Annotated in this window: 30 protein-coding genes; 25 read left to right on the forward strand and 5 right to left on the reverse strand. The window is 53.1% G+C overall.

Going from position 1 to position 26478, the window contains the following annotated elements; genetic code table 11:
• The first annotated feature begins 101 nt into the window (after positions 1-101).
• Both ftsW and pyc read left to right on the forward strand, forming a co-directional pair.
• Positions 102-1313, forward strand: coding sequence for a putative lipid II flippase FtsW (gene ftsW / locus GT3570_RS05085; protein ID WP_011230578.1), 1212 nt, complete (start codon positions 102-104; stop codon positions 1311-1313).
• A 62-nt stretch (positions 1314-1375) separates the two neighbouring features.
• A complete protein-coding gene (gene pyc, locus GT3570_RS05090; RefSeq protein WP_062898511.1) occupies positions 1376-4819 on the forward strand; it encodes a pyruvate carboxylase in 3444 nt (1147 codons plus the stop codon).
• A 165-nt stretch (positions 4820-4984) separates the two neighbouring features.
• Here pyc and GT3570_RS05095 read toward each other — a convergent pair whose 3' ends face one another.
• Positions 4985-5938, reverse strand: a complete 954-nt coding sequence (locus GT3570_RS05095; protein ID WP_011230580.1) for a COX15/CtaA family protein — start codon at positions 5936-5938, stop codon at positions 4985-4987.
• Positions 5939-6318: 380 nt separating this feature from the next.
• Between GT3570_RS05095 and cyoE the strand changes: the two genes are divergently transcribed.
• The 8 genes from cyoE to GT3570_RS05135 all read left to right on the forward strand — a co-directional run bounded on the left by cyoE (position 6319) and on the right by GT3570_RS05135 (position 13157).
• On the forward strand, positions 6319-7248 hold the full coding sequence (gene cyoE, locus GT3570_RS05100) for a heme o synthase (protein WP_031205760.1): 930 nt from the start codon (positions 6319-6321) through the stop codon (positions 7246-7248).
• 77 nt (positions 7249-7325) lie between these two features.
• Positions 7326-8396, forward strand: coding sequence for a cytochrome c oxidase subunit II (gene coxB, locus GT3570_RS05105; RefSeq protein WP_031205763.1), 1071 nt, complete (start codon positions 7326-7328; stop codon positions 8394-8396).
• Positions 8397-8418: 22 nt separating this feature from the next.
• The gene (gene ctaD / locus GT3570_RS05110; protein WP_014195356.1) at positions 8419-10290 is read left to right on the forward strand and encodes a cytochrome c oxidase subunit I; all 1872 of its coding nucleotides are present in this window, start codon (positions 8419-8421) and stop codon (positions 10288-10290) included.
• Positions 10290-10910: a cytochrome c oxidase subunit III gene (gene ctaE / locus GT3570_RS05115; RefSeq protein WP_011230584.1), complete on the forward strand. Its 621-nt coding sequence runs from the start codon at positions 10290-10292 to the stop codon at positions 10908-10910. The genes ctaD and ctaE overlap by 1 nt, the downstream gene beginning before the upstream one ends.
• A gap of 4 nt (positions 10911-10914) precedes the next feature.
• On the forward strand, positions 10915-11247 hold the full coding sequence (gene ctaF / locus GT3570_RS05120) for a cytochrome c oxidase subunit IVB (RefSeq protein WP_011230585.1): 333 nt from the start codon (positions 10915-10917) through the stop codon (positions 11245-11247).
• A gap of 102 nt (positions 11248-11349) precedes the next feature.
• A complete protein-coding gene (gene ctaG, locus GT3570_RS05125; protein WP_011230586.1) occupies positions 11350-12252 on the forward strand; it encodes a cytochrome c oxidase assembly factor CtaG in 903 nt (300 codons plus the stop codon).
• Between the two features lie 48 nt (positions 12253-12300).
• Positions 12301-12756: a DUF420 domain-containing protein gene (locus GT3570_RS05130; RefSeq protein ID WP_011230587.1), complete on the forward strand. Its 456-nt coding sequence runs from the start codon at positions 12301-12303 to the stop codon at positions 12754-12756.
• A gap of 95 nt (positions 12757-12851) precedes the next feature.
• Positions 12852-13157, forward strand: coding sequence for an Asp23/Gls24 family envelope stress response protein (locus tag GT3570_RS05135; RefSeq protein ID WP_011230588.1), 306 nt, complete (start codon positions 12852-12854; stop codon positions 13155-13157).
• A gap of 37 nt (positions 13158-13194) precedes the next feature.
• Here the strand turns inward: GT3570_RS05135 and GT3570_RS05140 are convergent, their stop codons facing one another.
• Positions 13195-13554: a YugN family protein gene (locus tag GT3570_RS05140; protein WP_011230589.1), complete on the reverse strand. Its 360-nt coding sequence runs from the start codon at positions 13552-13554 to the stop codon at positions 13195-13197.
• A gap of 175 nt (positions 13555-13729) precedes the next feature.
• Between GT3570_RS05140 and GT3570_RS05145 the strand changes: the two genes are divergently transcribed.
• The 7 genes from GT3570_RS05145 to GT3570_RS05175 all read left to right on the forward strand — a co-directional run bounded on the left by GT3570_RS05145 (position 13730) and on the right by GT3570_RS05175 (position 17278).
• Positions 13730-14155: a CBS domain-containing protein gene (locus tag GT3570_RS05145; protein WP_023634054.1), complete on the forward strand. Its 426-nt coding sequence runs from the start codon at positions 13730-13732 to the stop codon at positions 14153-14155.
• A gap of 123 nt (positions 14156-14278) precedes the next feature.
• The gene (locus tag GT3570_RS05150; RefSeq protein ID WP_011230591.1) at positions 14279-15286 is read left to right on the forward strand and encodes a CAP domain-containing protein; all 1008 of its coding nucleotides are present in this window, start codon (positions 14279-14281) and stop codon (positions 15284-15286) included.
• 80 nt (positions 15287-15366) lie between these two features.
• Positions 15367-15750 (forward strand): YlbD family protein, encoded by a 384-nt coding sequence (ylbD, locus tag GT3570_RS05155; RefSeq protein WP_062898512.1) that lies wholly within the window; start codon positions 15367-15369, stop codon positions 15748-15750.
• A 12-nt stretch (positions 15751-15762) separates the two neighbouring features.
• On the forward strand, positions 15763-15996 hold the full coding sequence (locus tag GT3570_RS05160) for a YlbE-like family protein (protein WP_011230593.1): 234 nt from the start codon (positions 15763-15765) through the stop codon (positions 15994-15996).
• A gap of 40 nt (positions 15997-16036) precedes the next feature.
• Complete coding sequence (locus GT3570_RS05165) at positions 16037-16405, forward strand: hypothetical protein (RefSeq protein ID WP_015374350.1); 369 nt, start codon at positions 16037-16039, stop codon at positions 16403-16405.
• A 140-nt stretch (positions 16406-16545) separates the two neighbouring features.
• Entirely contained in the window at positions 16546-16992 is a 447-nt protein-coding gene (locus GT3570_RS05170; protein ID WP_011230595.1) for a YlbF/YmcA family competence regulator, read from the forward strand.
• Positions 16993-17008: 16 nt separating this feature from the next.
• Entirely contained in the window at positions 17009-17278 is a 270-nt protein-coding gene (locus GT3570_RS05175) for a YlbG family protein (protein WP_011230596.1), read from the forward strand.
• 59 nt (positions 17279-17337) lie between these two features.
• On the opposite strand, the gene GT3570_RS05180 is transcribed toward GT3570_RS05175, so the two are convergent.
• Entirely contained in the window at positions 17338-17727 is a 390-nt protein-coding gene (locus GT3570_RS05180) for a DUF7147 family protein (RefSeq protein WP_011230597.1), read from the reverse strand.
• A 395-nt stretch (positions 17728-18122) separates the two neighbouring features.
• Here GT3570_RS05180 and rsmD point away from each other — a divergent pair, with 395 nt between their 5' ends.
• Together rsmD and coaD are read left to right on the forward strand one after the other, a co-directional pair.
• Positions 18123-18719 (forward strand): 16S rRNA (guanine(966)-N(2))-methyltransferase RsmD, encoded by a 597-nt coding sequence (rsmD, locus tag GT3570_RS05185; RefSeq protein ID WP_011230598.1) that lies wholly within the window; start codon positions 18123-18125, stop codon positions 18717-18719.
• Entirely contained in the window at positions 18685-19179 is a 495-nt protein-coding gene (gene coaD / locus GT3570_RS05190) for a pantetheine-phosphate adenylyltransferase (RefSeq protein ID WP_011230599.1), read from the forward strand. The genes rsmD and coaD overlap by 35 nt, the downstream gene beginning before the upstream one ends.
• Before the next feature lie 139 nt (positions 19180-19318).
• On the opposite strand, the gene ylbJ is transcribed toward coaD, so the two are convergent.
• On the reverse strand, positions 19319-20554 hold the full coding sequence (gene ylbJ / locus GT3570_RS05195) for a sporulation integral membrane protein YlbJ (RefSeq protein ID WP_011230600.1): 1236 nt from the start codon (positions 20552-20554) through the stop codon (positions 19319-19321).
• A gap of 131 nt (positions 20555-20685) precedes the next feature.
• Here ylbJ and GT3570_RS05200 point away from each other — a divergent pair, with 131 nt between their 5' ends.
• Complete coding sequence (locus GT3570_RS05200) at positions 20686-21474, forward strand: patatin-like phospholipase family protein (RefSeq protein ID WP_011230601.1); 789 nt, start codon at positions 20686-20688, stop codon at positions 21472-21474.
• Entirely contained in the window at positions 21471-22490 is a 1020-nt protein-coding gene (locus GT3570_RS05205; RefSeq protein WP_011230602.1) for a SepM family pheromone-processing serine protease, read from the forward strand. The genes GT3570_RS05200 and GT3570_RS05205 overlap by 4 nt, the downstream gene beginning before the upstream one ends.
• Here the strand turns inward: GT3570_RS05205 and GT3570_RS05210 are convergent.
• Positions 22463-23683: a nucleotidyltransferase gene (locus GT3570_RS05210; RefSeq protein ID WP_014195366.1), complete on the reverse strand. Its 1221-nt coding sequence runs from the start codon at positions 23681-23683 to the stop codon at positions 22463-22465. The two genes, GT3570_RS05205 and GT3570_RS05210, sit on opposite strands and share 28 nt — an antisense overlap.
• 309 nt (positions 23684-23992) lie before the next feature.
• Here GT3570_RS05210 and GT3570_RS05215 point away from each other — a divergent pair, with 309 nt between their 5' ends.
• The 4 genes from GT3570_RS05215 to GT3570_RS05230 all read left to right on the forward strand — a co-directional run bounded on the left by GT3570_RS05215 (position 23993) and on the right by GT3570_RS05230 (position 26421).
• Positions 23993-24532, forward strand: a complete 540-nt coding sequence (locus GT3570_RS05215) for a YceD family protein (RefSeq protein WP_011230604.1) — start codon at positions 23993-23995, stop codon at positions 24530-24532.
• Positions 24533-24677: 145 nt separating this feature from the next.
• Positions 24678-24851 carry a 50S ribosomal protein L32 gene (gene rpmF / locus GT3570_RS05220; RefSeq protein ID WP_011230605.1) on the forward strand — a complete coding sequence of 58 codons (174 nt, stop codon included), beginning with the start codon at positions 24678-24680 and terminating at the stop codon, positions 24849-24851.
• Positions 24852-25017: 166 nt separating this feature from the next.
• Positions 25018-25773: an enoyl-CoA hydratase/isomerase family protein gene (locus GT3570_RS05225; protein WP_011230606.1), complete on the forward strand. Its 756-nt coding sequence runs from the start codon at positions 25018-25020 to the stop codon at positions 25771-25773.
• A gap of 69 nt (positions 25774-25842) precedes the next feature.
• On the forward strand, positions 25843-26421 hold the full coding sequence (locus GT3570_RS05230; RefSeq protein ID WP_011230607.1) for an RsfA family transcriptional regulator: 579 nt from the start codon (positions 25843-25845) through the stop codon (positions 26419-26421).
• Positions 26422-26478 lie beyond the last annotated feature (57 nt).

Here is a 26478-nt window from a genome sequence, read left to right on the forward strand (position 1 = left end):
ATTGGTTTCCCGTCGTTTGAGTTTTTCTGTTTTTCGGCAGGAAAACAGCGCGCCGCTGCGAATGATTTTAAGTACATACATGTTCACAGGGAAGAGGAACGATGGAACGACAATTATGGAAAAAAGTATTGAAGTGCTATGATTATCCGCTGATCACCGCGGTCATCATGCTGTCGTTGTTCGGATTGATTATGGTGTACAGCTCAAGCATGGTCACCGCTGTCATCCGCTTTGAAGTGCCAAGCGACTATTTTTACGAGCGGCAAAAACTGTGGCTGATTGCCGGATTCATCGCGTTCGCCATCATGATGGCGATTCCGTATAAAGTGTGGCGGGCGGAGCGATGGGTGAAACTCGTCTTTTTTGCTTCTCCATTGATGCTGATCGCCGTCGCTTTTCTCGGCCATACGGCCAACAACGCAACAAGCTGGTTTCGCGTCGGGGCGCTTTCGATCCAACCGGCGGAGCTCGCGAAGCTCGGTCTGATTTTATACTTGGCCGCAGCGTTTGCCAACAAGCGGAAGCGGCTGGCCGAGCCGGCGAAAAGCAATTTGTTCCCCATTTATTATACATTGGTGATTTGTTTCCTGATTGCCATACAGCCTGACTTCGGAACGGCGGCGATCGTGTTTGCCATCGCGATGTGCATCATTGTTTCGTCCGGTTTGCGCCTCGTGTTGCTTCTAAAGCAGCTGCTTTTTTTTACATTGATCGGGACGGTGCTGTCACCGTTTTGGCTCCCGGTTGCCGGCAAAAAAATTTTTTCTCCTGAACGGGTATCGCGTCTTTACAGCTTTTTGGATCCATTTCAATACGCAAACGGCGATGGCTACCAGCTCGTGAATTCGTATTTGGCGATCGGGCTTGGCGGGCTGAAAGGAGTGGGGCTTGGCAAAGGCATTCAAAAATACGGCTACCTGCCAGAGTCGCACACCGATTTTATTATGGCGGTCATCGCCGAAGAGCTCGGCTTATTTGGTGTAGCGTTCACGCTTGGGTTATTGGCGTTTATCGTGCTGCGCGGGCTTTGGATTGCCCGCCGCTCCCACGATGCGTTTGGGAGTCTGCTTGCGATCGGCATCTCCGTCATGATCGGCTTTCAAACGTTCATTAACGTTGGTGGGGTCGTTGGCCTTATTCCGATTACAGGGGTGCCGCTGCCGCTCGTCAGCTATGGGGGAACGTCGCTTGTCCTGACCATGGCTTCGCTCGGTCTGCTTGTGAACATTTCTATGTTTGCAAAGTACGAACAACGGTATAAAAAAGCGGAAAAAACGATGGTCAGCAAACAGAAAAGAGGTCTGACTTTTTAGAAAGTGTATTTACAAATCGGCAAAACTTTTATACTTTTATTAAATAAAGGAGGAGGGACAGAATGAGGACAAGACGAATTCGCAAAGTGCTGGTAGCCAACCGCGGAGAGATCGCCATTCGCGTTTTCCGCGCCTGCACGGAGCTTGATATCCGCACCGTGGCGATTTATTCGAAGGAAGACGCCGGATCGTACCACCGCTACAAAGCGGATGAGGCGTATTTAGTCGGGGAAGGGAAAAAACCGATCGAAGCGTACTTGGACATCGAAGGCATCATTGAGATCGCCAAAGCCCACGATGTTGATGCCATCCACCCGGGATATGGGTTTTTGTCGGAAAACATTCAATTTGCCAGACGGTGCCGCGAAGAGGGGATTATTTTCATCGGCCCGAATGAAGAACATTTGGATATGTTCGGCGATAAAGTGAAAGCGCGGCATGCGGCCATGAAGGCGGGCATTCCGGTCATCCCGGGCAGCGACGGACCGGTCGGCGGCCTTGAGGATGTCGTCCGCTTTGCCGAGACGCACGGATACCCGATCATCATTAAAGCGGCGCTTGGCGGCGGCGGCCGGGGCATGCGCATCGTCCGCTCAAAGTCGGAAGTGAAGGAAGCGTTTGAGCGGGCTAAGTCGGAAGCGAAAGCGGCGTTTGGCAGCGATGACGTTTATGTCGAAAAGCTGATTGAAAAGCCGAAGCATATTGAAGTGCAAATTTTGGGCGACCACGAAGGAAACATCGTTCACCTTTATGAACGCGACTGCTCGGTGCAGCGCCGCCATCAAAAAGTCGTGGAAGTCGCGCCGAGCGTCTCGTTGTCGGACGAGCTGCGCGAGCGCATTTGCGAGGCGGCGGTCCGGCTCATGAGAAGCGTCGGCTACGTCAACGCTGGCACGGTTGAGTTTCTCGTCTCCGGAGATGAGTTTTATTTCATCGAAGTCAATCCGCGCATTCAAGTTGAGCATACGATCACCGAAATGATCACCGGGATTGACATCGTCCAGTCGCAAATTTTAATCGCCGACGGATTTTCGCTCCACAGCCCGGAAGTCGGCATTCCCAAGCAGGAGGACATCCGCATCAACGGCTACGCCATTCAGTCGCGGGTTACGACGGAAGACCCGCTCAACAACTTTATGCCGGATACGGGAAAAATTATGGCGTACCGTTCCGGCGGCGGTTTTGGCGTGCGCTTGGACGCCGGCAATGGCTTCCAAGGGGCGGTCATTACGCCGTATTACGATTCGCTGCTCGTGAAAGTGTCGACATGGGCGTTGACGTTTGAGCAGGCGGCAAGAAAAATGTTGCGCAACTTGCGCGAATTCCGCATCCGCGGCATTAAAACGAACATTCCGTTTTTGGAAAACGTCGTGCAGCATCCGAAATTTTTGTCGGGGGAATACGATACGTCATTTATCGATACGACGCCGGAATTGTTTGTATTCCCGCGCCGAAAAGACCGCGGGACGAAAATGCTTACGTACATCGGCACCGTGACGGTCAACGGCTTCCCTGGCATCGGCAAAAAGAAAAAGCCGGTGTTTGACAAACCGCGCGTGCCGAAGGTGAGCCAAACGGAACCGATCCCAGCGGGAACGAAGCAAATTTTGGATGAACGCGGACCTGAAGGGCTTGTTCGCTGGATCCAAGAGCAGCCGCGCGTGCTCTTGACCGATACGACGTTCCGTGACGCTCATCAGTCGTTGTTGGCGACCCGCGTCCGCACGATCGACTTGTTGCGGATCGCTGAGCCGACGGCGCGTTTGCTGCCCAACTTATTCTCGCTTGAGATGTGGGGCGGGGCGACGTTTGATGTGGCGTACCGCTTTTTGAAAGAAGATCCGTGGGACCGGCTGCTCAAGCTGCGCGAGCGCATCCCGAACGTGCTGTTCCAGATGCTTCTTCGCTCGGCCAACGCCGTGGGGTATAAAAACTATCCCGACAACGTCATCCGCGAGTTCGTTGAAAAATCGGCGCAAGCCGGCATTGATGTGTTCCGCATTTTCGACAGCCTAAACTGGGTGAAAGGGATGACGGTGGCGATCGATGCCGTCCGGCAAAGCGGCAAAATCGCCGAGGCGGCTATTTGCTATACAGGCGATATTTTGGACCCGAACCGGCCGAAGTACAATTTGGATTATTACAAAGCCTTGGCGAAAGAGCTCGAGCAAGCCGGTGCGCACATTTTAGGCATTAAGGATATGGCCGGCCTGTTGAAGCCGCAGGCGGCGTACGTGCTCATTTCCGCGCTCAAGGAAACGGTCGACATTCCGATCCATTTGCATACGCATGACACGAGCGGCAACGGCATTTATACGTACGCCAAAGCGATCGAAGCCGGCGTCGATATCGTCGATGTCGCCGTCAGCTCGATGGCCGGCTTGACGTCGCAGCCGAGCGCCAATACGCTCTACTATGCCCTTGAAGGAACGGAGCGGGCGCCGGAGGTCGATATTTACAGCTTGGAGCAGTTGGCCCGCTATTGGGAAGACGTGCGCAAATTTTATCAGGAGTTTGAAAGCGGCATGAACGCGCCGCATACGGAAGTATACATGCATGAGATGCCAGGCGGCCAGTACAGCAACCTGCAGCAGCAGGCAAAAGCGGTCGGCCTCGGCGATCGGTGGGATGAAGTGAAAGAAATGTATCGCCGCGTCAACGACTTGTTCGGCGACATCGTCAAAGTGACGCCATCATCGAAAGTTGTCGGCGACATGGCGCTTTACATGGTGCAAAACAACTTGACGGAGCAAGACATTTTTGAACGCGGCGAAACGCTCAATTTCCCAGACTCGGTCGTGGAGTTTTTCGAAGGCTATTTAGGCCAGCCGCACGGCGGGTTCCCGAAAGAGTTGCAGCGCATTATTTTGAAAGGGCGTGAACCGATCACCGTTCGTCCGGGCGAGCTGCTTGAGCCGGTTGATTTCGAGCAAATCAAGCGGGAGCTGTATGACAAGCTCGGCCGCGAAGTGACCGACTTTGACGCCATTGCCTATGCGCTTTATCCGAAAGTGTTTTTGGAATATGCCGAAACGGTCGAAAAATACGGCGATATTTCAGTGCTCGATACACCGACGTTCCTGTACGGCATGCGCCTCGGCGAAGAGATCGAAGTGGAGATTGAGCGCGGGAAAACGCTCATCGTCAAACTCGTCTCCATCGGCCAGCCGCAGGCGGACGGCACACGCGTCGTTTACTTCGAGCTGAACGGCCAGCCGCGCGAAGTCATCATCCGCGATGAAAGCATCAAAGCCGCTGTCGCTGAGCGCATCAAGGCCGATCGGACGAATCCGAACCACATTGCCGCCACGATGCCGGGCACGGTTGTGAAAGTGCTCGTGGAGAAAGGGGAAAAAGTTGACAAAGGCGACCATTTGATGGTTACGGAAGCGATGAAGATGGAAACGACGGTGCAGGCGCCGTTTGCCGGCATTGTCAAAGATATTTACGTCAAAAGCGGCGATGCCATTCAAGCGGGGGATTTGCTAATTGAGCTGTCCAAATGAAACTGTCCATCGCGCGCAAAAAGAGGGTGTCCCAAAAGGATCGGGATACCCTCTTTCGTTGCTCTATATACGTGCTGACTGCTTCTGCTGCACGATAGGTTGTGCCTATCTTGAAGACAGACAACCTTTTGGGTCAGCCCCTTTTGGTTTGCTGACCGACGAACGTCATTTCAACGTCGCCGGCGCCGCTTCCCCAGCTGAATGGTCGGCGGCTTTTACCGGCGCGCGGCGGGTGCGGAGCGCCAAAAGCAATAAATAGCTGAGCACACCGAACAGGCAGGAAATGAAAAAGGCATGCGCCAAGGCAATGTATAAATTCAGCTGCGTAAAAACGACAAGCGCTCCAGTCGTCATTTGCGCGAGCACGAGCAAAAGGGCGATGAGCCATCCGTAGTAGATGACCGGTTGCCTGCGGTAATGGCGGACGGCATGTATTGCGGCGGCGGCGATCCAAATGATGATGACAGCAGCGGCCAATCGATGGCCCATCTGCACCCATTCATGAAACTGAACCGGGAGGAGGCGCGTTTTCGCGCAAAGCGGCCAGCTCGGACAAGCGAGGCTGGCGTTCGTATGGCGCACGAGCGCTCCGGTGTAGACGACGATGTATGAGTATATGGTGATGCCGTAAATATGAAACCGCATTTTGCCGTCAAGCGAAAGCGAAGCGGCGGAAAACGTTTTGTCGATTTCAAAAATCAATAGCGTCAATAGCAGCACAGCGGCAAACGAAATGAGCGAAATGCCGAAATGCAAGGCGAGGACGAAATCGGACTGCCCCCACACGACCGCGGCGGCGCCGATCAGCCCTTGCAAGACGAGAAAGACAAACGATATGACCGCTAAAAACTTCGTCTCCTGCACATGGCCAATGGCTCTCCATGCCCAGATGGAAAGGATGAGCACCATGATGCCGGCAAGGCCGGAAACGAGTCGATGGCTCAGCTCGATGATGAGCTCAGGCGTAATGTGATCCGGCACCCATTGGCCGTTGCACAGCGGCCATGATCGGCCGCACCCCATGCCGGAGCCGGTTTTGGTCACAAGCGCTCCGCCAATTAAAACAAACAACATTGCCAACGTGGTTGCCGAGGCAAACCATTTCAGTGAACGTTGCAAAATCTTCACCTTCTTGTATTGAGAAATTGTGATTTTGTCCATATTAGTAAAGTGATGGATTTTATTGCAGCCAACCGTGTCGCTAAGCCAAGTCTATTTTACACGATGGCGCCGGGAAACACAAAATGACGTTTGCATATTGAATAAGTCGATTAAGTTTGCTAGAAATATTAATGGGACAAGCGAATGAACCGTTTGGGGCATACGGATTCAAAAATTTGACACAAATTATTCAAAAAAAGTTCACATGATGAGGAAAAAATGTGATTTAATATAAAGAGGAAACAGCCCGTTTTTGCTATTTGGCGTTGGAAAGAATTTCAGGCAACATCACGGCGCCGGCCGGGCAAGGAGCGGCGCAGCGAGGAGGAACAGGAGACATGGCCGAATTGAAAGCGGTGCACCAGGATGCGGCCGATGCCGGGCATCGCTCGCATGTGAGCGTCAAGGCAGTTTGGAGAGAGTTGTCGTCTGTTGTGAAAATCGGAATCGTCAATTCCAATTTGATTACGACGTTCGCCGGAATGTGGCTGGCGTTTTATTTTACTGGGGAACACTTTTTGGAGAACCTGCATCTTGTCTTTTTCACACTGTTTGGAGCAGCGCTTGTCATTGCGGGTTCATGCGCCATCAACAACTACATTGACCGCGACATTGATCAATATATGGAGCGGACGAAAGCACGCCCGACCGTCACCGGGACGATGGATCCGCGGCGGGTGCTTTGGCTTGGGATTGGTCTTGTCGCAATCGGCGAGATGGGCCTGCTTATGACAACGGTTACGGCTGCCGTCGTTGGATTGATCGGTATGGCGACGTACGTCTTTTTATACACCCTTTGGACGAAGCGCCATTACACGATCAACACCGTTGTCGGCAGCATTTCCGGCGCGGTGCCGCCGGTTATCGGCTGGACGGCGGTCGATCCGGAGTTTCATATTGTTCCGCTCATCTTGTTTTTGATCATGTTTTTATGGCAGCCGCCGCACTTTTTGGCGTTGGCGATGAAGCGATGCGAAGAATATCGTGCAGCCGGCATCCCGATGTTGCCGGTCGTCCATGGATTCGCCATGACGAAGCGGCAAATCATCGTTTGGGTGGCATGTTTGCTGCCGTTGCCGTTTTACTTGTTCTCGCTTGGCGTTCCATTTTTAATCGTGGCCACGCTGCTCAATGTCGGCTGGCTGCTGCTGGGATTGGCAGGTTTGAAAATGAAAGATGACATCAAATGGGCGAAGTGGATGTTCGTCTATTCGCTCAATTACTTGACGATTTTGTTCGTGGCGATGGTCATCGCGACGCTTTGGTGAATTAAGATAAAATTCTTTCTTTAGTGAAAGAATTTATATACATTTATCCATCAAAGAAAGAGGGGTTTGATTAGGCTATGAACAAGGGGCTCTGTAACTGGCGCTTATTTTCCCTGTTCGGGATGATGGCGCTGTTGCTCGCCGGTTGCGGCAAACCGTTTTTATCGACGCTCCAGCCCGCCGGTGAAGTAGCGGACATGCAGTATTCGCTCATGCTGTTGAGCACATCGATCATGGTGCTCGTCATTGTCGTCGTGGCGATCATCTTCGTTTACGTTGTCATCCGCTTCCGGCGGCGCAAGGGGGAAGAAAATAAAATCCCGAAGCAAGTGGAAGGGAACCATAAACTGGAAATTATCTGGACTGTCATTCCGATCATCCTCTTGCTCATTTTGGCCGTGCCGACGGTATCAACCACGTTTAAACTGGCCGATGTCAAGGCGATGAACGACAAAAAACGAGATAAGGATACAGTTGTCGTCAATGTTCGCGCCAACCAATACTGGTGGGAGTTTGAATATCCGGATTACGGCATTATCACGAGCCAAGATTTGGTCGTGCCGACGAATGAAAAAGTGTATTTCAACTTGATTGCGTCGGATGTCAAACATTCGTTCTGGATTCCGGCGGTCGGCGGCAAAATGGATACGAACACCGACAACAAAAACCAATTTTGGCTTGTTTTTGACCAAAAGGCGACCGATAAAGCCGGCGGCGTCTTTTACGGCAAATGTGCGGAGCTTTGCGGTCCGTCCCATGCGCTGATGGATTTTAAAGTTCGGCCGTTGCCGCGCGACCAATTTGACGCCTGGGTGAAAAAGATGCAAAATGCGAAAAAACCGGTTGTCACCGATCCGGTCGCCAAAGAAGGGGAAGCGATTTTCAATAAAAGCTGTATTGGCTGCCATGCGGTGACGCCTGTGGACAAGCGTCCGGTGCAAGCGCGCACGGCGCCGAACTTGGCGAACTTTGGCGATCGCGAACGAATCGCCGGTATTTTGGAGCATAATGAAGAAAATCTGAAAAAATGGCTGAGAGACCCGAACAGCGTGAAGCCAGGAAATAAAATGGCGGGTACATATGGCCACTTGACGGAAGAGCAAATTGATGCATTGACGAAATATTTGATGAGCTTAAAAGTGGAATAAAGCATGAGAAGGAGGTTTCACCGTGAGTACAATCGCGCGCAAAAAGGGTGTTGGCGCCGTTTTGTGGGATTATTTGACAACGGTCGACCATAAAAAAATCGCCCATCTGTACTTGATTGCCGGCGGGTTTTTCTTCCTGCTCGGCGGTCTCGAGGCGTTGTTCATCCGCATTCAGCTCGCCAAGCCGAACAACGATTTCCTTGTCGGCGGGTTGTATAACGAAGTGTTGACGATGCATGGGACGACGATGATTTTCTTGGCTGCGATGCCGCTTGTTTTCGCCTTTATGAACGCAGTCGTGCCGCTGCAGATCGGCGCGCGCGACGTCGCGTTCCCGTTTTTGAACGCTCTTGGATTCTGGATGTTTTTCTTCGGTGGTTTGTTTTTGAACTGTTCATGGTTTTTAGGCGGCGCACCGGACGCTGGTTGGACGTCGTATGCGTCGCTGTCGCTTGACTCAAAAGCGCATCATGGCATCGACTTTTATACGCTCGGGCTGCAAATTTCCGGCTTCGGAACGATCATGGGTGCCATTAACTTTCTTGTGACGATCATCAACATGCGCGCTCCGGGCATGACGTTTATGCGCATGCCGATGTTCACATGGGCGACGTTTGTGACGTCGGCGCTCATCTTGTTTGCGTTTCCGCCGCTTACGGTCGGCTTGATTTTCATGATGATGGATCGATTGTTTGGCGGCAACTTCTTTAACCCCGCTGCCGGCGGCAATACGATCATCTGGGAGCACTTGTTCTGGGTGTTCGGCCATCCGGAAGTATACATCCTTGTCTTGCCGGCGTTCGGCATTTTCTCGGAAATTTTCGCGACGTTCTCGCGCAAACGCCTATTCGGTTATTCGTCAATGGTGTTTGCGACGGTGCTTATTGCTTTCTTAGGGTTCATGGTATGGGCGCACCATATGTTCACGGTCGGGATGGGGCCGATTGCGAACGCCATCTTTGCCGTCGCGACGATGACGATCGCCGTTCCGACAGGAGTCAAAATTTTCAACTGGCTGTTTACGATGTGGGGCGGAAGCATCAAATTCACAACGCCGATGCATTATGCCGTCGCCTTCATCCCGTCGTTCGTCATGGGCGGGGTGACCGGGGTCATGTTGGCGTCGGCGGCGGCGGACTATCAATACCATGACAGCTATTTCGTCGTTGCGCACTTCCATTACGTCATCGTCGGCGGGGTTGTGTTCGCTTTGCTCGCGGGCACGCATTATTGGTGGCCGAAAATGTTTGGCCGCATGCTGAATGAAACGCTCGGCAAAATTACGTTCTGGCTGTTCTTTATCGGGTTCCATTTAACGTTCTTTATTCAGCACTTCCTTGGTTTGACAGGGATGCCGCGGCGCGTGTTTACGTATTTGCCGCATCAAGGATGGGAGACTGGCAACTTGATCAGTACGATCGGCGCGTTCTTTATGGCGGCCGCCACGGTCATTTTGCTCATTAACATCGTGATTACAACCGCAAAAGGAGAAAAAGTGGCGGGCGATGCGTGGGGCGACGGCCGCACGCTCGAATGGGCGATCGCTTCGCCGCCGCCGGTGTACAATTTTGCCCAACTGCCGCTCGTCCGCGGGCTGGACGCTTTCTGGCTCGAAAAAATGGAAGGCAAAAACGAATTGACGCCAGCCGAACCGCTTGGCGACATCCATATGCCGAATTCGTCGTTCCTGCCGTTTGTCATTGCGTTCGGTCTGTTTGTCGCCGCCTTCGGCTTTACGTATCATAACGATGCTGGATGGGGCTTGCCGGTCGGCATTCTTGGCCTGCTCATTACGCTCGGTTCGATGTTCTTGCGCTCGGTGATCGATGATCACGGCTTCCACATCCATAAAGAAGAAGTGCTTGAACTTGAGAAGAAGGGGGCGAACGCCTGATGCATGCAGAGGAAAAATTGACGGCCGAGACGTTTCCGGCCGCGCCGGAACGCGCCACCCTTGAGGGGAAAAATAAGTTTCTTGGCTTCTGGCTCTTTTTAGGCGGAGAGACGGTGCTGTTCGCCTCTCTCTTCGCCACCTATTTGGCGCTCAAAGATAAAACGAACGGCGGCCCTTCGGCGGAAGAACTGTTCCAAATGCCGGTCGTGTTCATGGCGACGATGCTGCTGCTAACCAGCAGCTTGACGAGCGTGTATGCCATTTATCATATGAAAAACTTTGACTTTAAAAAGATGCAGCTCTGGTTTGGCATTACCGTTTTGCTTGGCGCCGGCTTTTTGGGCTTGGAAATTTACGAGTTCAATGAATATGTGCATGAAGGCCATAAGTTTACGACCAGCGCTTTCGCTTCAGCGTTCTACACGCTCGTTGGCACGCACGGAAGCCACGTCGCGTTCGGGTTGCTTTGGATTTTGACGCTCATGATTCGCAACGCTAAGCGTGGGTTGAATTTATACAACGCCCCGAAGTTTTACGTCGCGAGCCTTTATTGGCACTTCATCGATGTTGTCTGGGTGTTCATTTTTACCGTTGTATACTTGATGGGAATGGTGGGGTGAACGTATGGCGAACCAAACGAATTCAGGAAATGAGCGCATCGACTTAGCGTATCGCCGCCGGAAAAATGCGGAAGAAATGCGCCATCAAATGATTGCATTCGTTTTGATGATTTTGTTGACGCTCATTGCCTTCGCCGCCGTTGGTTACGAAGAGTTTTCCCATTGGTTTGTCGTTCCGTTTATTTTGCTTTTAGCCGCCGTGCAGGTCGCATTTCAGCTGTATTATTTCATGCACATGAGCCATAAAGGCCACGAATTCCCGGCGATGTTTATTTACGGCGGTGTGGCGGTTATGCTTCTACTTGTTTGGGCGTTTACAACAGTCGTTTGGTGGTAAGAAAAGGGGGAATCGGTTTTTGCACCGGTTTCCCCTTTTTCAATAGCCTTGGCGCGGCGTCGTATAGTATAATGGGAAAGGACAAATCAGGAGGGGATTCGTATGTTTCAATCGCTGCAAATGTTTGGCCCCGTTGCCCTTTGGAGTCCGTTTTTTTTGCTTATGTTAGCGGCGGTTGCGTTGCTGTACATTGGGATCACCGGGCCATGGCGGCAGCGTTTCGGCCTCGGTGATGCCGTTTCGGAGAAGCAGAAAGCGTATTTTTTGACCGGGATTGCGCTTCTTTATATATGCAAAGGGTCTCCGTTGGATTTGATGGGCCATTTGACGTTCACCGCCCATATGGTGCAAATGGCAGTGCTGTATTTGATCGTGCCGCAATGTTTTATTTTAGGCATTCCGGCGCCGCTTTATGAGCGCGCATTCCGCATCACAGCAGTGCGCCGCGTGTTTCGGCTGTTGACAAAGCCAATTGTGGCGTTGCTGCTGTTTAACGGCTTGTTTTCGCTTTATCACGTTCCATTCATTTTTGACGCTGTGAAAATGAATATGTGGCTGCATGCGTTTGTTACCTCGGTCATTTTCGTTGCCGCGTTTTGCATGTGGTGGCCGCTTGTCAACAAGCTGCCCGATTGGCAAACGTTGTCCGGCCTAAAAAAAATGGGTTACATTTTCGCTGACGGCATGCTGTTGACCCCGGCTTGCGCGCTCATCATTTTTACCGATACGCCGCTTTATGCGACGTATACTGACCCGAAAGCATGGATGGCCGCGCTGGCTCTATGCGTTCCTCAAGGGACGCTGGCTTCGCTTGATTTGACCGGGCCGCAAATGTTTTTATCGATGTCGCCGCTCCATGATCAGCAGCTCGGCGGAGTGTTGATGAAAATCATCCAGGAAATCGTGTACGGGACGATGCTGTTCTTCATCTTCACCGAATGGTATCGGAAGGAGCGGGAGAAAGAGCCAAGCATGGATATGGAGCCGCGGCCGACCAAACTGTAAAGCGCGGTTGGCCGCCAACGATGAACAAAGAAGAAAGGGAGAGAAGCGATGGCCGTTTTACCGACAATCAGCACGAGCTGCATCGTGATCAGCGCTTTGCTTGTTGCTTATGGGTGGTATTTGATCAGCCGCAGGCGGATCGAAGCGCATAAAAAGGTGATGCTGACGGCAGCGGTGTTTGCTTTGCTGTTTTTCACCATTTACATGTCGCGGACGTTGTTTATCGGCAATACGAGCTTTGGCGGGCCGGAGAACGTCAAAGTGTACTATACGCTGTTTCTTATTTTCCATATTGTGCTGGCGACAGTTGGCGCCGTATTTGGTCTTGTCACGATTTGGACGGGATTGAAAGACAAGAGGGCCCGCCATCGTCGGCTTGGGCCGATCACCAGCATCATTTGGTTTGGCAGCGCCTCAACCGGGGTCGTCGTCTATTGGCTGCTTTATGTCCTCTATCCAGGGGGCCAAACGACGTCGCTCATCAAGGCGGTGCTCGGTTTTTAACCGGCGGGCAAGGAGCAAGGGCAGCGGCGGTTGCATAGCATAGAATACAACACGCCTATATAGACGTGATTTTGTGCAGCGGGGGGGGGAAGGCGGTGAACACGTTTCGCTATCGGAAACGGAGCGCCGTAGAGGCGACGCTATTGACAATTGTCATGATGTGTGTGCGCGGCCAGACGGAGGTCGCCCTTGACGATTGTGAGGTGTTCATCACCGTTGCTCAAGGCGGGCGGTGCCGCGTCACGGTAAAGATGTCCATTCGATATGGGGCGCCGGTGATGGAAGTTTGCCGCCAGCTGCAACAGCATATTGCCGAGGAGATCGCCGCGATGACGCCATATGTCGCCGAGGCGGTCGACATTGTTGTCAAACGGCTTGTCATGCCGGAAAAAAACGCATGAGAACCGCGCTCTCATGCGTTTTTTGATTATTCTTTGATTATTCTTTGATTTTTTCAAGCTCGCTTTTGACCTGCGCCAACACGTTTTGGCATTGGCTGACAAGAGAGGACGGAAAATGCTCATCATCGCCGTATTCGACGCCGTGTGGATAGTAATGTTTCCCTAAAATCGGCGTGAGCAGCTTAATGAGTGCATAGCGCGAATCGACGTTTCCCTCAATGGCGTATCCTTGAACGCGCAAATAGTAGGTGCCTTCTTTCACGACGTATTTCCGGTCGTATGTGACCCGTTCATAATCCCATTGCGCCGCGCGTACAAAGCCGAGGCGCTCCATAATGTCATCAAGGCGGGATAGTTCGACCGTCTGATTTTCCAGTCCGGTATTTTCAAACTTCATCCTTCTTCCTCCTAACAACACAGTATGTAAAAGCGCCAAACAGGAAATCATCCCCTCATTTATAATAGTACGAAAACGGTTTGCTTTTCAACGAATTGTTTGCCGTTGTTTCCGTTTCGCTCGCATTTTTTTGTGTGATCCGGCGCACAATACGGGTAGAAAGGAGAGACGAAGAATGCAAACGGTACGGGACGTCATGTCAACGGATGTGCAATATTGCACCCCCCTTGACAATCTCTACGAAGCGGCGGTAAAAATGCGCGATTTCAACGTCGGGGCGATTCCGATTGTCGATGACGGCCGCCTTGTCGGAATGATTACCGACCGCGATATTGTCGTGCGCGGCATGGCTGAAAAACGTCCTGGTTCGACTGCGGTGACGGAAGTGATGAGCCGCGATCTCGTCACGCTTTCTCCGGACGATTCGGTGCAAAAGGCAGCAGATATGATGGCACGTCACCAAATTCGCCGCCTCCCGGTCGTAGAAAACGGGCGTTTGGTCGGCATCATCTCGCTCGGCGATTTGGCGACGAACCGCTATTCTGATGAACGCGCGGGTCGTGCGTTAAGCGAGATTTCCGAACAAGACGCCATCCATTGACAAATGCAACGGACACGGCTTCTTTCGAGGAGGAGCGCTCTTTTTGGGTGTCCTCTTTTTTTTGCCTCTAAAAAACGGCTATAATGGCAATAAGGAGATTGCGCAGAAAGCGGGAGTTGCCGTGTGAAATGGTTTTTCCTTTTTTTGTTTTTCTTGATTGGATTGTATTATTTTGTGCCGAGTCCGCCGCCCCCGAGCCCCCCGGAGCAGCCAGAGACGAATCGATACATGTTGAAAGAGCCGAAGGCGACGGCCGGCATCGTTGCGTTGATCGGGCAATCGGCGCAAGAGGCGAAAAAACTGTTTGGCGCCCCAGACCGAATCGACCCGTCAGCTTACGGATATGACTGGTGGGTGTACAGCCGTCGACCCGAGTCGTACGTGCAGATTGGCATCTTGCGCGGTCGCGTCGTCACCGCCCTTGTCGGCGGAGAGAAGGTGAACGTTGAACCGTTTGCGGTCGGCCAGCGGTTGCAGACGATTTTTCAAACGATGCCGGTGCTATCGAACATTGAGATTAAGCTAGGCAACGGGACATACCGGTTTGAGCTGTCTGAACAAGATTACTCATCAAGGCCGGTTGTCAAAGTTGGCAGCGTCTACGCTCAGCTGTATGTTGACCGCTTTACCGGCGAGGTGGCGGCGATCCGCCTGATGGATGCAGAAACGTTCGTCAAGTTGCGGCCGTACGAGCTCGTTTACCGCGGCAGCCTGCCGGCGGCCGCGCCGCTGTCGGAAGAAAAGCGACAGGCTGTTGATGCGGCCAACGCGAAGCAAATTTTTGACTGGACGAATTTGATCCGCCGTCGCCATGGGCTTTCCTCTCTCATGTGGGATGACAAGGCCGCTGCCGCTGCGGAAAAACATAGCCGAGATATGCATGATCACCAGTTTTTCTCCCACGAGTCGCCGCAGTATGGCGATTTATCGAGGCGGCTTGGCGCGCTTCACATTCCGTTCCAGCTTGCCGGGGAAAATATCGCCGCCCATCAAGTCGATGGCGTTGAGGCGACCATCGGATGGCTGAACAGCCAAAACCATCGGAAAATTATGTTGAACGAAGAGTTCACCCGCTTGGGCGTTGGCGTCTACGCCGATTACTATACGCAAAACTTCTTTACGCCGCTCTAAAAATTGGGCGCACCTCTCTTTGTTGGATGCGATATGATATGGCAGATAGGCATGAGTGGACGAAAGGGATGAGAACCGCCATGGTCAAGCCTCTGCATCCTTCCGTTGAACAGTTTAAACAGTTTGTGAAAAAACATCCAAAAATCATCCAAGAGGTGCGCAGTGGCAAAAAGACGTGGAAACAAGTGTATGAGGATTGGTATTTGTTCGGGGAAGACGATGACATATGGGAGCCGTATCGGGAAACAAACGGTGCGGCAAAAGAGGAGGAAAAAGGAACGAACAAATGGCTCGATAAGCTCGCGTCTATGCTTGGACAGATCGATGCAACCGATGTGCAAAAACATTTGGCGAACGTCCAGCAGGCGATCGCGGCGATCCAAAGCATTCTTTCCGAATTTCAAGGGGCCGGTCAAGAACAAAGAAACAAAGAAGCGCATCCGTTTTCGTTCCGCAAAGATTAAAGGGTGGTGGCGATGAGGAAAGATGTATGGCAATATGTACAAGGAACACCGATGTTGCGCGCGTTTTTGCGCGAACAGCCGCGCTGGTACCGGCTCCTTGCCCGCCGTCCGCATGAACTGTCGACGTTCCAATTGGCCGCCTTGCGCCACTATGAGCTGACGATCCCTGACAAAGTGGAAAGAATCTCCCAATCGTTGCAAATGGCGTCGCTTATGTGGCAAATGTTTAAAGCCATGCGCGACTAATCGGGCGGCCAATGGCAAAGACTAGTTTCGAAAGGGAGTGATGTCTTTGCCAAAGTGGTTTGCATGGTTTGCGGCTGTCATATTGCTTGCGGCGTATGCCTTCTTTGAGCCGGCGCCGTCGTCCTCCGCTCACGCCGAAGCAGTGGGCGGTCCGCTTCAGGTGAAGCATGAAGTGAAAGGAAGCGACGTATTCATTGAATGTGTTGCCGTCCACTTTCCGTTCCGCAAAGGGAGCGGCGGCGGACACATTAATGTCTATGTCAACGGGCAAAAAATGACGGAAGTATACACGGCCGCCTTTATCGTGCGCGGTTTGCCGAGCGGGAAACATACCATCCGTCTTGAGCTCGTCTACAATGATGGGAAAGCAACCGGCATGACGCACGAATTTGACGTCGCCATCCGATAGAGATGACGACGATCGTTTAAAAGGCGAACAGAGGCGATTCGGCACAGTCTGGATCGCCTTTTTTGTTTGCTTCTTTGCTATCTCTTTCCTTTTCATTTTCTTTTCGTTCATGGTATGATGGATAATGGAGGTGCCATTTGGTGAAGATTGCGACTCTCGAGCGCATCGAGATTTTAGATAAAGCAGAAGCGTTGGCCAAAATGATTGTCGAGTCGGACGTGGCGGACGAATACCGCCGCGCCTTTTGGCGGCTGAAGCAAGACCGCCGCGCCCAGCAGCTGATCGCTCGCTTTGTCAAGCTGAAGGAGCGCTACGAAGAAGTGCAGCGCTTCGGAAAATACCATCCTGATTACCGCGACGTGATGAAAGAAGTGCGCGAAGCGAAGCGGGAGCTCGATTTGCATGAGACGGTCGCCGCCTTTAAGGAGGCGGAGAAGGCGATGCAAGAGTTGCTTGATGAGATCAGCGTGCTGATCGGCAAAGCGGTGTCCGAACATGTGAAAGTGCCGACCGGAAATCCGTACTTTTTGTCGGCGGGCTGTTCCGGTGGCTGCGGGGCGGGCGGAAGCTGCGGCTGCCGCACATAAAAAAGGGGAAGGGACTATGTTTCCAAAACGGCAAGGGATTATCGTTTGGCTTCATTCGCTGAAATATGGGAAACAGTTGCGCAAGTTCGGCAACATTCATTACATTTCCAAACGGCTGAAGTATGCTGTTCTGTATTGTGATATGGAGCAAGTCGACCATGTAATGAAAAAGCTCGCCTCGCTTCCGTTCGTCAAGCGGGTCGAGCCGTCGTACCGCCCATTTTTAAAACTGGAATTTGAATCGAAAGGGGAGAAGGAAAAAGACTCCCCGTATCCGCTTGGATGAAGGAAAACAGCGGGTCGAAAAAAAGCCGGCACCGGCTTTTCGACCCGCTGTTTCTTTGTTTACTGCAGCGGCGGGATGAAGCGATTCATCCGCATAATGCCGATCAAATGTTGGTAATATAAATCGGGTTCAGCGAACATCGTCGATGGCTTAACATCAAGGTGAATGACGTCCATGCCCAGTTCCTTTGCGGTTTCCATAAATAGTTCGTACCGTTTGTTTGGCTTGACGGACGGATCGGGAATGCCTTCACGGCAAATGTAAAGTGGTTGGAAATCGCCGGGATCCGTCGGATGAAGGACAACGGCCAAGGAGACGACCGCCTGGCCTTTTTTCACCGTATGAAAGACAAAGAATCCGGACAAACGATGGCGGTTGGCCTTCGCCAATGCAATCAGCTCATATATATCGGAATATCCTTCGCCAAGTTCGATAAATCGTTGGATCATGAATCGTTCCCCCTTGCAAGCATCGTCCACCCTTAACTTTACCGGCCATCCTCGCGAATTGCAATCAAAAAAAACCTTGCGGAAATGAACCCGCAAGGCCCTTTCCAGTTCCTTGCCTCCGCGCAGGGCGGAACAAGGATCGGAAAGAATAAAGAAAAGGGAGAGGAGAAACCGGAGGAAGAACTTATGGGGAAACGTAAGTCTTCTCCGTCACTGGCAACAACGCGTCAAGCGTGTTGCCATTACTCATTATGGACCGTTTGCCGATTTCTATACATGAATGGCGAAAAAATTCCGTAGTTTGACGATCATCAACTTTATGGTAAGATTACCATGAAAACAACGAATCAAATGGATGACAAGGCCACCTTGAAACGGTGAATTGGGTGAAGGCGATGAGAGTCATTTCCGGGACATGCAAAGGACGGCGTCTGCAAGCGGTTCCAGGGATGTCGACGCGGCCGACGACCGATAAAGTCAAAGAAGCGATATTTAATATGATCGGGCCATATTTCTCAGGCGGCAACGGTCTTGATTTGTTTGCTGGCAGCGGCGGCTTGGGCATCGAGGCGCTCAGCCGAGGAATCGAGCGCGTCATTTTCGTCGATCAAGACAGGAAAGCGGTGCAGACGGTCCGAAAAAACGTGGCGGCCTGCGGGCTTGAGAAGCGGGCGGAAATTTACTGCAACGACGCCGAGCGGGCGCTGAAGGCGGTAGCGAAGCGCGGCCTCCGCTTTGCGGTTATTTTCCTTGATCCGCCGTACAAAGAGAAACAGTGGCCGACGTTGCTGTCGTCGATCGCCGGGCGTCAGTTGCTGGAACCGCACGGCGTCGTCGTCGCTGAACACTCGGCGGAGGCGGAGCTGCCGGAGGAGGTCGGCGGCCTGACACGATGGAAGCGGGAAACATACGGTATCACCGGTGTGACGATTTATAGATGGGAAGGGGATGGAAGCGATGGCGAGCATTGCGGTTTGCCCCGGGAGCTTTGACCCTGTGACGTACGGGCATTTGGATATTATTAAACGAGGGGCGAAAGTGTTTGATCAAGTGTATGTGGCGGTGTTGAACAACTCGTCGAAAAAGCCGCTGTTTACTGTCGAGGAGCGGATCGAGCTGCTTCGTGAGGTGACGCGGACGCTTCCGAACGTCCATGTCGAAGCGTTTCACGGCCTGCTTGTTGATTACGCCCGCAGCAAAAAAGCGAATGCCATTTTGCGCGGCTTGCGCGCTGTGTCCGATTTCGAATACGAAATGCAAATTACGTCGATGAACCGCGTTCTTGATGAAAACATTGAAACGTTTTTTATGATGACGAACAGCCAGTATGCGTTTTTAAGCTCGAGCATCGTCAAAGAAGTGGCGAAATACAACGGCGATATTTCCGAGCTCGTGCCCCCGGTTGTTGAGCAGGCGCTGAAGCGGAAATTTGCGTCCACGGCCGCTGATTGACGCTTCCTTATGAAAGCCGCTTAAGCGAACATTGCAGTCGGCGCCGGCCCGGTTTTGCCGTCAAGGGCGGCTCACGGCTGAGACGACGCGAACCGCCCCGATGGCTTTTTGCTGCCAAAAAGCTGGGCGCTCAAGCGTCTTATGAGCGCCCGCGCGATTTACTGACCGCCTTGATGACGAGCCATATATAAAGGCAAAGGAACAACAGTGTCAGGAGCGGCCCGTATTGCTGCAGCAACCGCCAGCCTTCATTCCAAGCGCTGTCTTTTGCGGCGTGAAGAAACGCTGGGATGTGGGTCGGCATCCCGCCGGCTGTTTTGATGTACAACGGTTTCCAAAGCAAGTATGTAAAGGAAGCGGCAAACACTCCGTGCAGCAAGCGCGCGATGAAAAACGGCTGAAAGCGGATGTTCGCTTCGGCGAGAATGCTGGCGACTTGCGCTTGGACGGAAAAACCGCCAAAAGCGAGGACGAAGCTTGTTGCCACTGCTTTTTCCATCAGCATCGCCTCATCGGTCTGACTGATCATTTGGCTGCCGAGTGTAATTTCAAACAAGCCGGAAAACACTGGGATGTCAAGCTGCTCCGGCAGCTGGGCAAGGCGGAGCAGATGGCGCAGCAATGGGGCAAGCTGTTCGGTCAAATGCATCATATACAGAAGTTTATTCATAACCGAAAAGAGAATAATAAAACCGCCGATCATTAACAGTGTTTGGACAGAAGAGCGCACGGCGTCGCCAAGAAGTTTGCCAAGCGGCTGTTCGTTTTTCAGTCGCGTGCGGTGCAGTGTGCGCAGCGCATACGGGAGCGAAAATGAGCGTGGCTGCCGCTTCGATTGCCTCCGTTCTTTTCGGATGCCGTGAAAGCGCATGATCAGCCCAACGCTAATGTTTCCTAAATAGTGGGAAACGGCCAGCACAAGGCCGAGTTGCGGGTTGTTGAAAAATCCCGCTGATACAGCTCCAAAAATAAAAAGTGGGTTGGATGAATTGGTGAACGACGAGAGCCGTTCGGCTTCAATCGTCGTCAGCTGTTTTTCCTGGTACAGGCGGGCGGTCAGCTTGGCTCCAGACGGGTAGCCGGACGCCATTCCCATGGCCCAGGCGAATCCGCCGACGCCCGGGACGCGAAACAACGGGCGCATGAGCGGCTCGAGCAAGACGCCAAGGAAGCTGACGACGCCGAAGCTGATGAGCAGCTCCGAGACGATAAAAAACGGCAAAAGCGATGGAAAGACGACCTCCCACCACATATTTAAACCGCGAATGGACGCTTCAAGCGACTGTTTTGGATAGCAAATGAGCGAAAACGCAAACAAGGTGGCGGCGGAAGCGAGCAATACGGTTTTCCATTTCGCCCCCCAATTTTGTTTCACTTTTCCCCCCCCTTTTTTTGCCGTGCGGTTTCTTGTAGTACAACCTCATATAACCTAATATACGAGCATAGGGGGGCGTTTTAGACCATAAGATGAAAGCGGATAGCGCTGCGACAAAGGGGGGAGGAGGCGTGCCGCCAAAAGTCGGATTGGCGCTCGGGTCGGGAGGAGCGCGCGGGTTCGCCCATCTTGGGGTATTGAAAGTGCTCGAGGAGGAGCATATTCCGATTTCCTATTTGGCCGGCAGCAGCATCGGCGCGCTCGTCGCCGTCCTTTACGCAAGCGGCCATGGCCTCCATCGTCTCTATCGGTTGGCTCAATCGTTTCGACGCAACGATTTTCTTGACTGGACGGTGCCGAAAATGGGACTGATCGCTGGCGAGCGCATCACGCAGTTTATTCGCTTGTTGACGAAAGGGAAACGAATCGAGGAGATGTCCCCGCCTGTGGCTGTTGTCGCCGCTGATTTGCAGACAGGGGAGAAAGTCGTGTTTCGGCAAGGGGAAGCAGCCCAGGCGGTGCGGGCGAGCATCTCGATTCCTGGCATTTTTGTGCCGGCGGAGGTGAATGGCAGACTGCTTGTCGACGGCGGCGTCGTTGACCGGGTGCCAGTGTCGGTCGTCCGAGCGATGGGAGCGGATATTGTCATCGCCGTCGATGTCTCTCCGCTCAATACAAAGGCGGAAATTGCGTCGATCGCCGATGTCATTTGGCAGAGTCTCGATATTTTGCAAGCGGAACTGGTAGCTCACCGTCAGCTCGCCTCAGACGTTATGATCCGGCCGCGAGTCGAACAGTATAGCTCGCGGGCGTTCAAGGATATTGAGGAAATCATCGCTCGCGGGGAAGAGGAGGCGCGGAAGCAAGTGGGAGCGATCCGTCAAGCGATCGAACAGTGGAAGGAGCCATCACACGAATGAAAAAACGGACGTATATTGCCCTGTTTTTCTTTGGCGCCGCCCTCACCTTTCTGCTTATTTTTATGAAGCTGCCGTATTATGTGACGATGCCGGGAAGCGCGCAAAGTTTAAAGCCGCTCGTTCACGTGGAAAACGGCGACCGCGATAAGGGAACGTTTATGCTTACGACGGTGCGGATGGGGCGGGCGAATGTGATAGCGTATTTGTTTGCCCATATCCGCCCTTTTTATGAGCTTCATCCGGTCGAGGAAATCAAGCAGGAAGGGGAGAGCGACAAGGAATATACGATGCGCCAGCTTGAGCTCATGGAACAGTCGAAGGAAGCGGCGATCGTCGTCGCTTATCGCCACGCCGGAAAGCCGGTGTCGTATGAACCTCATGGTGTTTATGTCATGAGCGTCCTCCCTGATATGCCGGCCGCCGGCCGTCTAGAGACCGGCGATCGCATCGTCGCGATCGACGGAAAGCCGCTCGGCACATCGGAGCAGATGGTCAACTACATTCGCGGAAAACAAGCGGGTGATCGCGTCCGCGTCGCATTCATTCGCGGCCGGAAGCGGCAGGAAACAGAGCTCGAGCTGAAGCCGTTTCGACAGCACCCGAACCAAGTCGGCCTTGGGGTGACACTCATGACCGATTATGACGTCCGCACCGACCCGCCGGTTGACGTGGAGTCGGAACAAATCGGCGGACCGTCGGCTGGGCTCATGTTTTCACTTGAAATTTACAACCAACTTGTCGATGAAGATATTACAAAAGGTCATAAAATCGCTGGCACCGGAACGATTGATCTTGACGGAAACGTCGGGCCGATCGGCGGTGTTTCGCAAAAAGTCGTGGCCGCTGACCGCGAAGGAGCCGAGGTGTTTTTCGCCCCGAACGAACATGGTGCGCCGACGTCGAACTATCGCGAGGCGGTGCGGACGGCGAAAAAAATCGGGACGCATATGAAAATCGTCCCGGTCGATACGTTCGACGAGGCAGTTCGTTATTTGCGTTCGATGCCGGAAACGTAAATCGGCGCCGTGGCGTATTCTTCTTTCAGCGCGGCGCTGTAGAGCGGCTCCGGAAAAGCGGCGGCGTACACAGCTGCCGCTCTTTTTTCTTGCTCATAAAGAGAGTCGCCGTTGAGTTTGGATGCTCTGGCGACGAGCGGGAGCGCAGCGCTTTTTTTCACCTGCTTTAAGTAGCGGCGGCCGGCTTCACTCATGCCGAGCAGCCGGATATAGGTCGGGTTGGCCGCTTTGGCTTGCTCCTCCTTTGTGAAATTCGTCAACACATGCGCACATAGGCGTTGCAGCCTTGTCCAGGTGTATCGCTTCGTTTTGACGGCGGCAATGAAGGCGGCAAACGTTTCGGCGTGGGCGATGTGTTGCTTCAGCCGGTGTTCGATCCCTTCCTCCACGCCGGCGATGCGGCGCAAGTCGGCCTCTGTGGCGGTCAACAGCCGATATTTTAGGAGCGGAAAATACACTTCCCAATCGTGAAAGCGCCCGTATGTCTCCCGATATTGGCGGAGTTGTTCGAGCGCAGCGGGCGGAACGTACGCCGCGATCGACTCGAGACGACCGGTTTGTCGCAATGTTTTCCGCAGGCTGGTGGCGCTCGCAATCGACGGGTGGGAAAATGATTCGTCATGATAGCCGGCGGCCAGCCGCGGAATCGTGCGCGGCATCATCGCCAGCTTGTTTTGCCAAATGGCTTTCACATACGCAAAACCAAGCACGTTGTTTGGCTTGGACAAATCAAGCGGAGCGGCGCCGAACTTTTGCCACGCTTCAGCGGCGGCTTTCGGAAAGCTTTGTCCGCGCGCCAGCCCGGTGCGGATGAGGGAATCGAACGTTTCCTTCTGTTCAAGCCATGTTTTGGCCGCGGATAAAAAAGCGGAAATTTCCCCCGATTCGCTGCCAAAGCAAAGCTCTTGGCAGCCGATCGCCGCAAGCAGCTGCACCGCCCCATGTGCGAACTGTTCAGCCGCTTGCACAGCGAAGGCGTACGGCAGCTCGATGACCACATCTACGCCGGCGGCGAGCGCCATTTTTGCCCGCGCCCATTTGGAGACGATGGCCGGCTCACCGCGCTGCAAGAAGTTTCCGCTCATGACGGCGATCAAACAGTCCGCATCTGTCTTTTGTCTCGTTTCGTTCAAATGGTGGAAATGACCGTTGTGAAACGGGTTGTATTCCACGATCACGCCGACGGCTTTCACCTTTTTTCGCTCCTTTCATGGCGATTCGCGCGGCTTGGCCGCAACGAAATGGCTGTCTATTCTATCTGAACTTAGTATGGAATAGAAAGCGGCGAAGATCAACGGCAACATGCGGTGAGGACAGCAAAAGAAACGAAGCGGTCGACCGTTTTCCGATGTCCGCGCGCCGACCGTGCATGTTCAAAATGGCATTTGGAAATGATGGGAGTATGCCGTTCTTTTCCCAAGGAATGAGTGGTTGTAAAGAAAAAACATTGACAAAACTAGAAACGAAACGTATAATTTTATTCGTTGCCTTGAGGTGATGATATGAAATGGACGGTCCAACAGCTTCGCCGTTTTCAACATAAGGAAATGGCGATTGATGAGACGGTCGATGTGTCCGATTTAAAACAAATTGACACGTTGATCCGCGATATTTCGCCGGTGCACGTCCGAGGAAAAGCGGATGTCGGGTCGACAAAATTCACGTTTCATTTGACGTTGTCCGGAACGATGGTGTTGCCTTGTTCGCGGACGCTTGTCGATGTGACGTATCCGTTTTCCATTCAGACGACGGAGACGTTTTTTGCGGATGGCAGCGGCATCGTGAAGACCGATGAGGACACCCATATGGTGGCGGGGGACACGATTGATTTGAATCCCATCATCCGCGAGTTGATTTTGCTTGAAATCCCGTTGCAGCTTATCGCCGAAGGACCGGTTGCCGGCGGAGCGCCGCAACATGGGGAAGGATGGGACGTTCTGTCGGAAGAAGAATGGGAGAAAGCGATGCAAGAGCGGGAAAAGAAAGTAGATCCTCGCCTTGCAGGGCTGGCCAAGTTTTTCGAGGAAAAACGAGAGGAATGATCGTGAGTCGGCGTTGCCGGCCGATGGCGCCGAATATTGCGCACCGTCCGGCAGCCGCCTTGTGTGCCGGCGGACGGCGGCCTCGAGGTTGACTGATCCGCCGGCATGGATATGCCAAAATGCGCCCGACAAGGAGGTGGGAATGATGGCAGTACCTTTTAGAAGAACATCGAAAACGAGAAAACGGCTGCGCCGCACGCACTTTAAACTGCAAGTGCCAGGCATGGTGCAATGCCCGAACTGCGGCGAATGGAAATTGGCGCACCGCGTCTGCAAAGCATGCGGAACATACAAAGGAAGAGATGTCGTCAACAAATAATGGCCGACATCGAACGACAGGCTGTCCGAAAAGAGGACAGCCTTTTTGATTGTCTACAAAAAATCAACGCTGTTCGTCTAGGCGGCAGTTTTTTTCGTCGTGAGGCAGGAAATTGAAGAGAACGCGCCCAATTCATTGATGTGATGAAGAAAGGAGAGACGTGCTGATGGAAGCAATGTTGGAGCATCATGACGGCATTGCACTGTTTACGATTTGCCGTCCAGAGAAACGGAATGCGATCAATTTTGCCGTGATGGGGGCGCTTGAGGAGGCGATGGAACAGGCGGCGGCTGATCCACAGGTGAAAGTGTTCGCCATTACCGGCGCCGGCAGCGAGGCGTTTTGCTCCGGCGGCGATTTGAGCGAGTTTGGGCATTTGCGCGGCACGGAGGCAAGACAGATGCTCATGCGCATGGGAGAGCTGCTGTACAGGCTGCTGACGTTTCCGAAGCCGACGGCCGCCCTTGTCAACGGAACAGCGATGGGGGGCGGCTGCGAGCTGGCGACCGCTTGCGATTTTCGCTTTGCCAAAGAAGGAAGCCGGATCGGATTTGTGCAAGGCCGGCTTGGCATTACAACCGGCTGGGGAGGAGCGTCGATGCTGTTTGCCAAACTTCCGTACGGGCGGGCGCTTGACTTATTGCTGCGCGCCGAGCCGATGACGGCGGAGGCGATGGAAGCGTGCGGTTGGGTTGACGCCATCCTGCCAGCCGAACATTGGCGCGAACAATGGCGTGAACGGCTGGCGCCTTATGCGGAGCGGTCGCTTTCCGTCTTGCAGGCATATAAGGCCGCAGCCGGCGAAAAATGGCGAACAGCTTGGTTTCGAGAGCGGTTTTTCGCCGAGATCGCCCGTTGCGCCGAGCTGTGGGGGTCGGCTGAACATGAACAGGCATTGCGTCCTTTTTTGTGTAAGAAGTAATTTTTTCCTTCTACCGTTTCTACTAGCCGCATACATATAATGACAAAGCGGCGATAAGGGGGGAAGGGGATGACGGGAGTACGTCAAGATGCATGGACGAAAGAAGAGGATGAGTTGTTGGCGAATGTTGTGCTTCAGTATATTCGCGAAGGCGGCACCCAGCTGGAGGCGTTTGCCGAAGTCGGGCGGCGCTTGTCGCGGACGGCGGCAGCGTGCGGATTTCGCTGGAATTCGTGCGTTCGCAAGCAGTACAAGGAGGAGATCGAGCAAGCCAAGCAAGAACGGAAGATGCGAAAAAAAGAAACCCCATCAACAAAGGAAAGCGAGGGGCAGGAGAAGGTGGAAGCGGCAGTCAAAAGCCATTTGTCATGGGCGGAAGTGCTGGCCTTTTTGCAAGCTGAGGAGCAAAAGGCGCGCGACGCTCGACGGACGGCCGATGAAAACCGGGCGCTCAAAAACGATATGGAGCAGCTGCAGCAAATGGTAACGAAGTTGCAAATGGAAAAAGAATCGCTGCAAAAACAACTAGCTGCGATCCAGGAGGAGTATAAAACGCTGCTTTCCATTATGGAGCGGGCGCGCAAAATGGTGACAGACAGCGGGAAACCGGCGCCGAATGCAGTGGCTGAAGGCGTCGACGAAGGGTAAAGGCTGGCTTTTCGCCGGCTTTTTTTCTTAACGGAAGAAGAAGATCTCTGCTAAAAT

Origin of the sequence: Geobacillus thermoleovorans, from assembly GCF_001610955.1 — a bacterium.
Lineage (GTDB): Bacteria > Bacillota > Bacilli > Bacillales > Anoxybacillaceae > Geobacillus > Geobacillus thermoleovorans.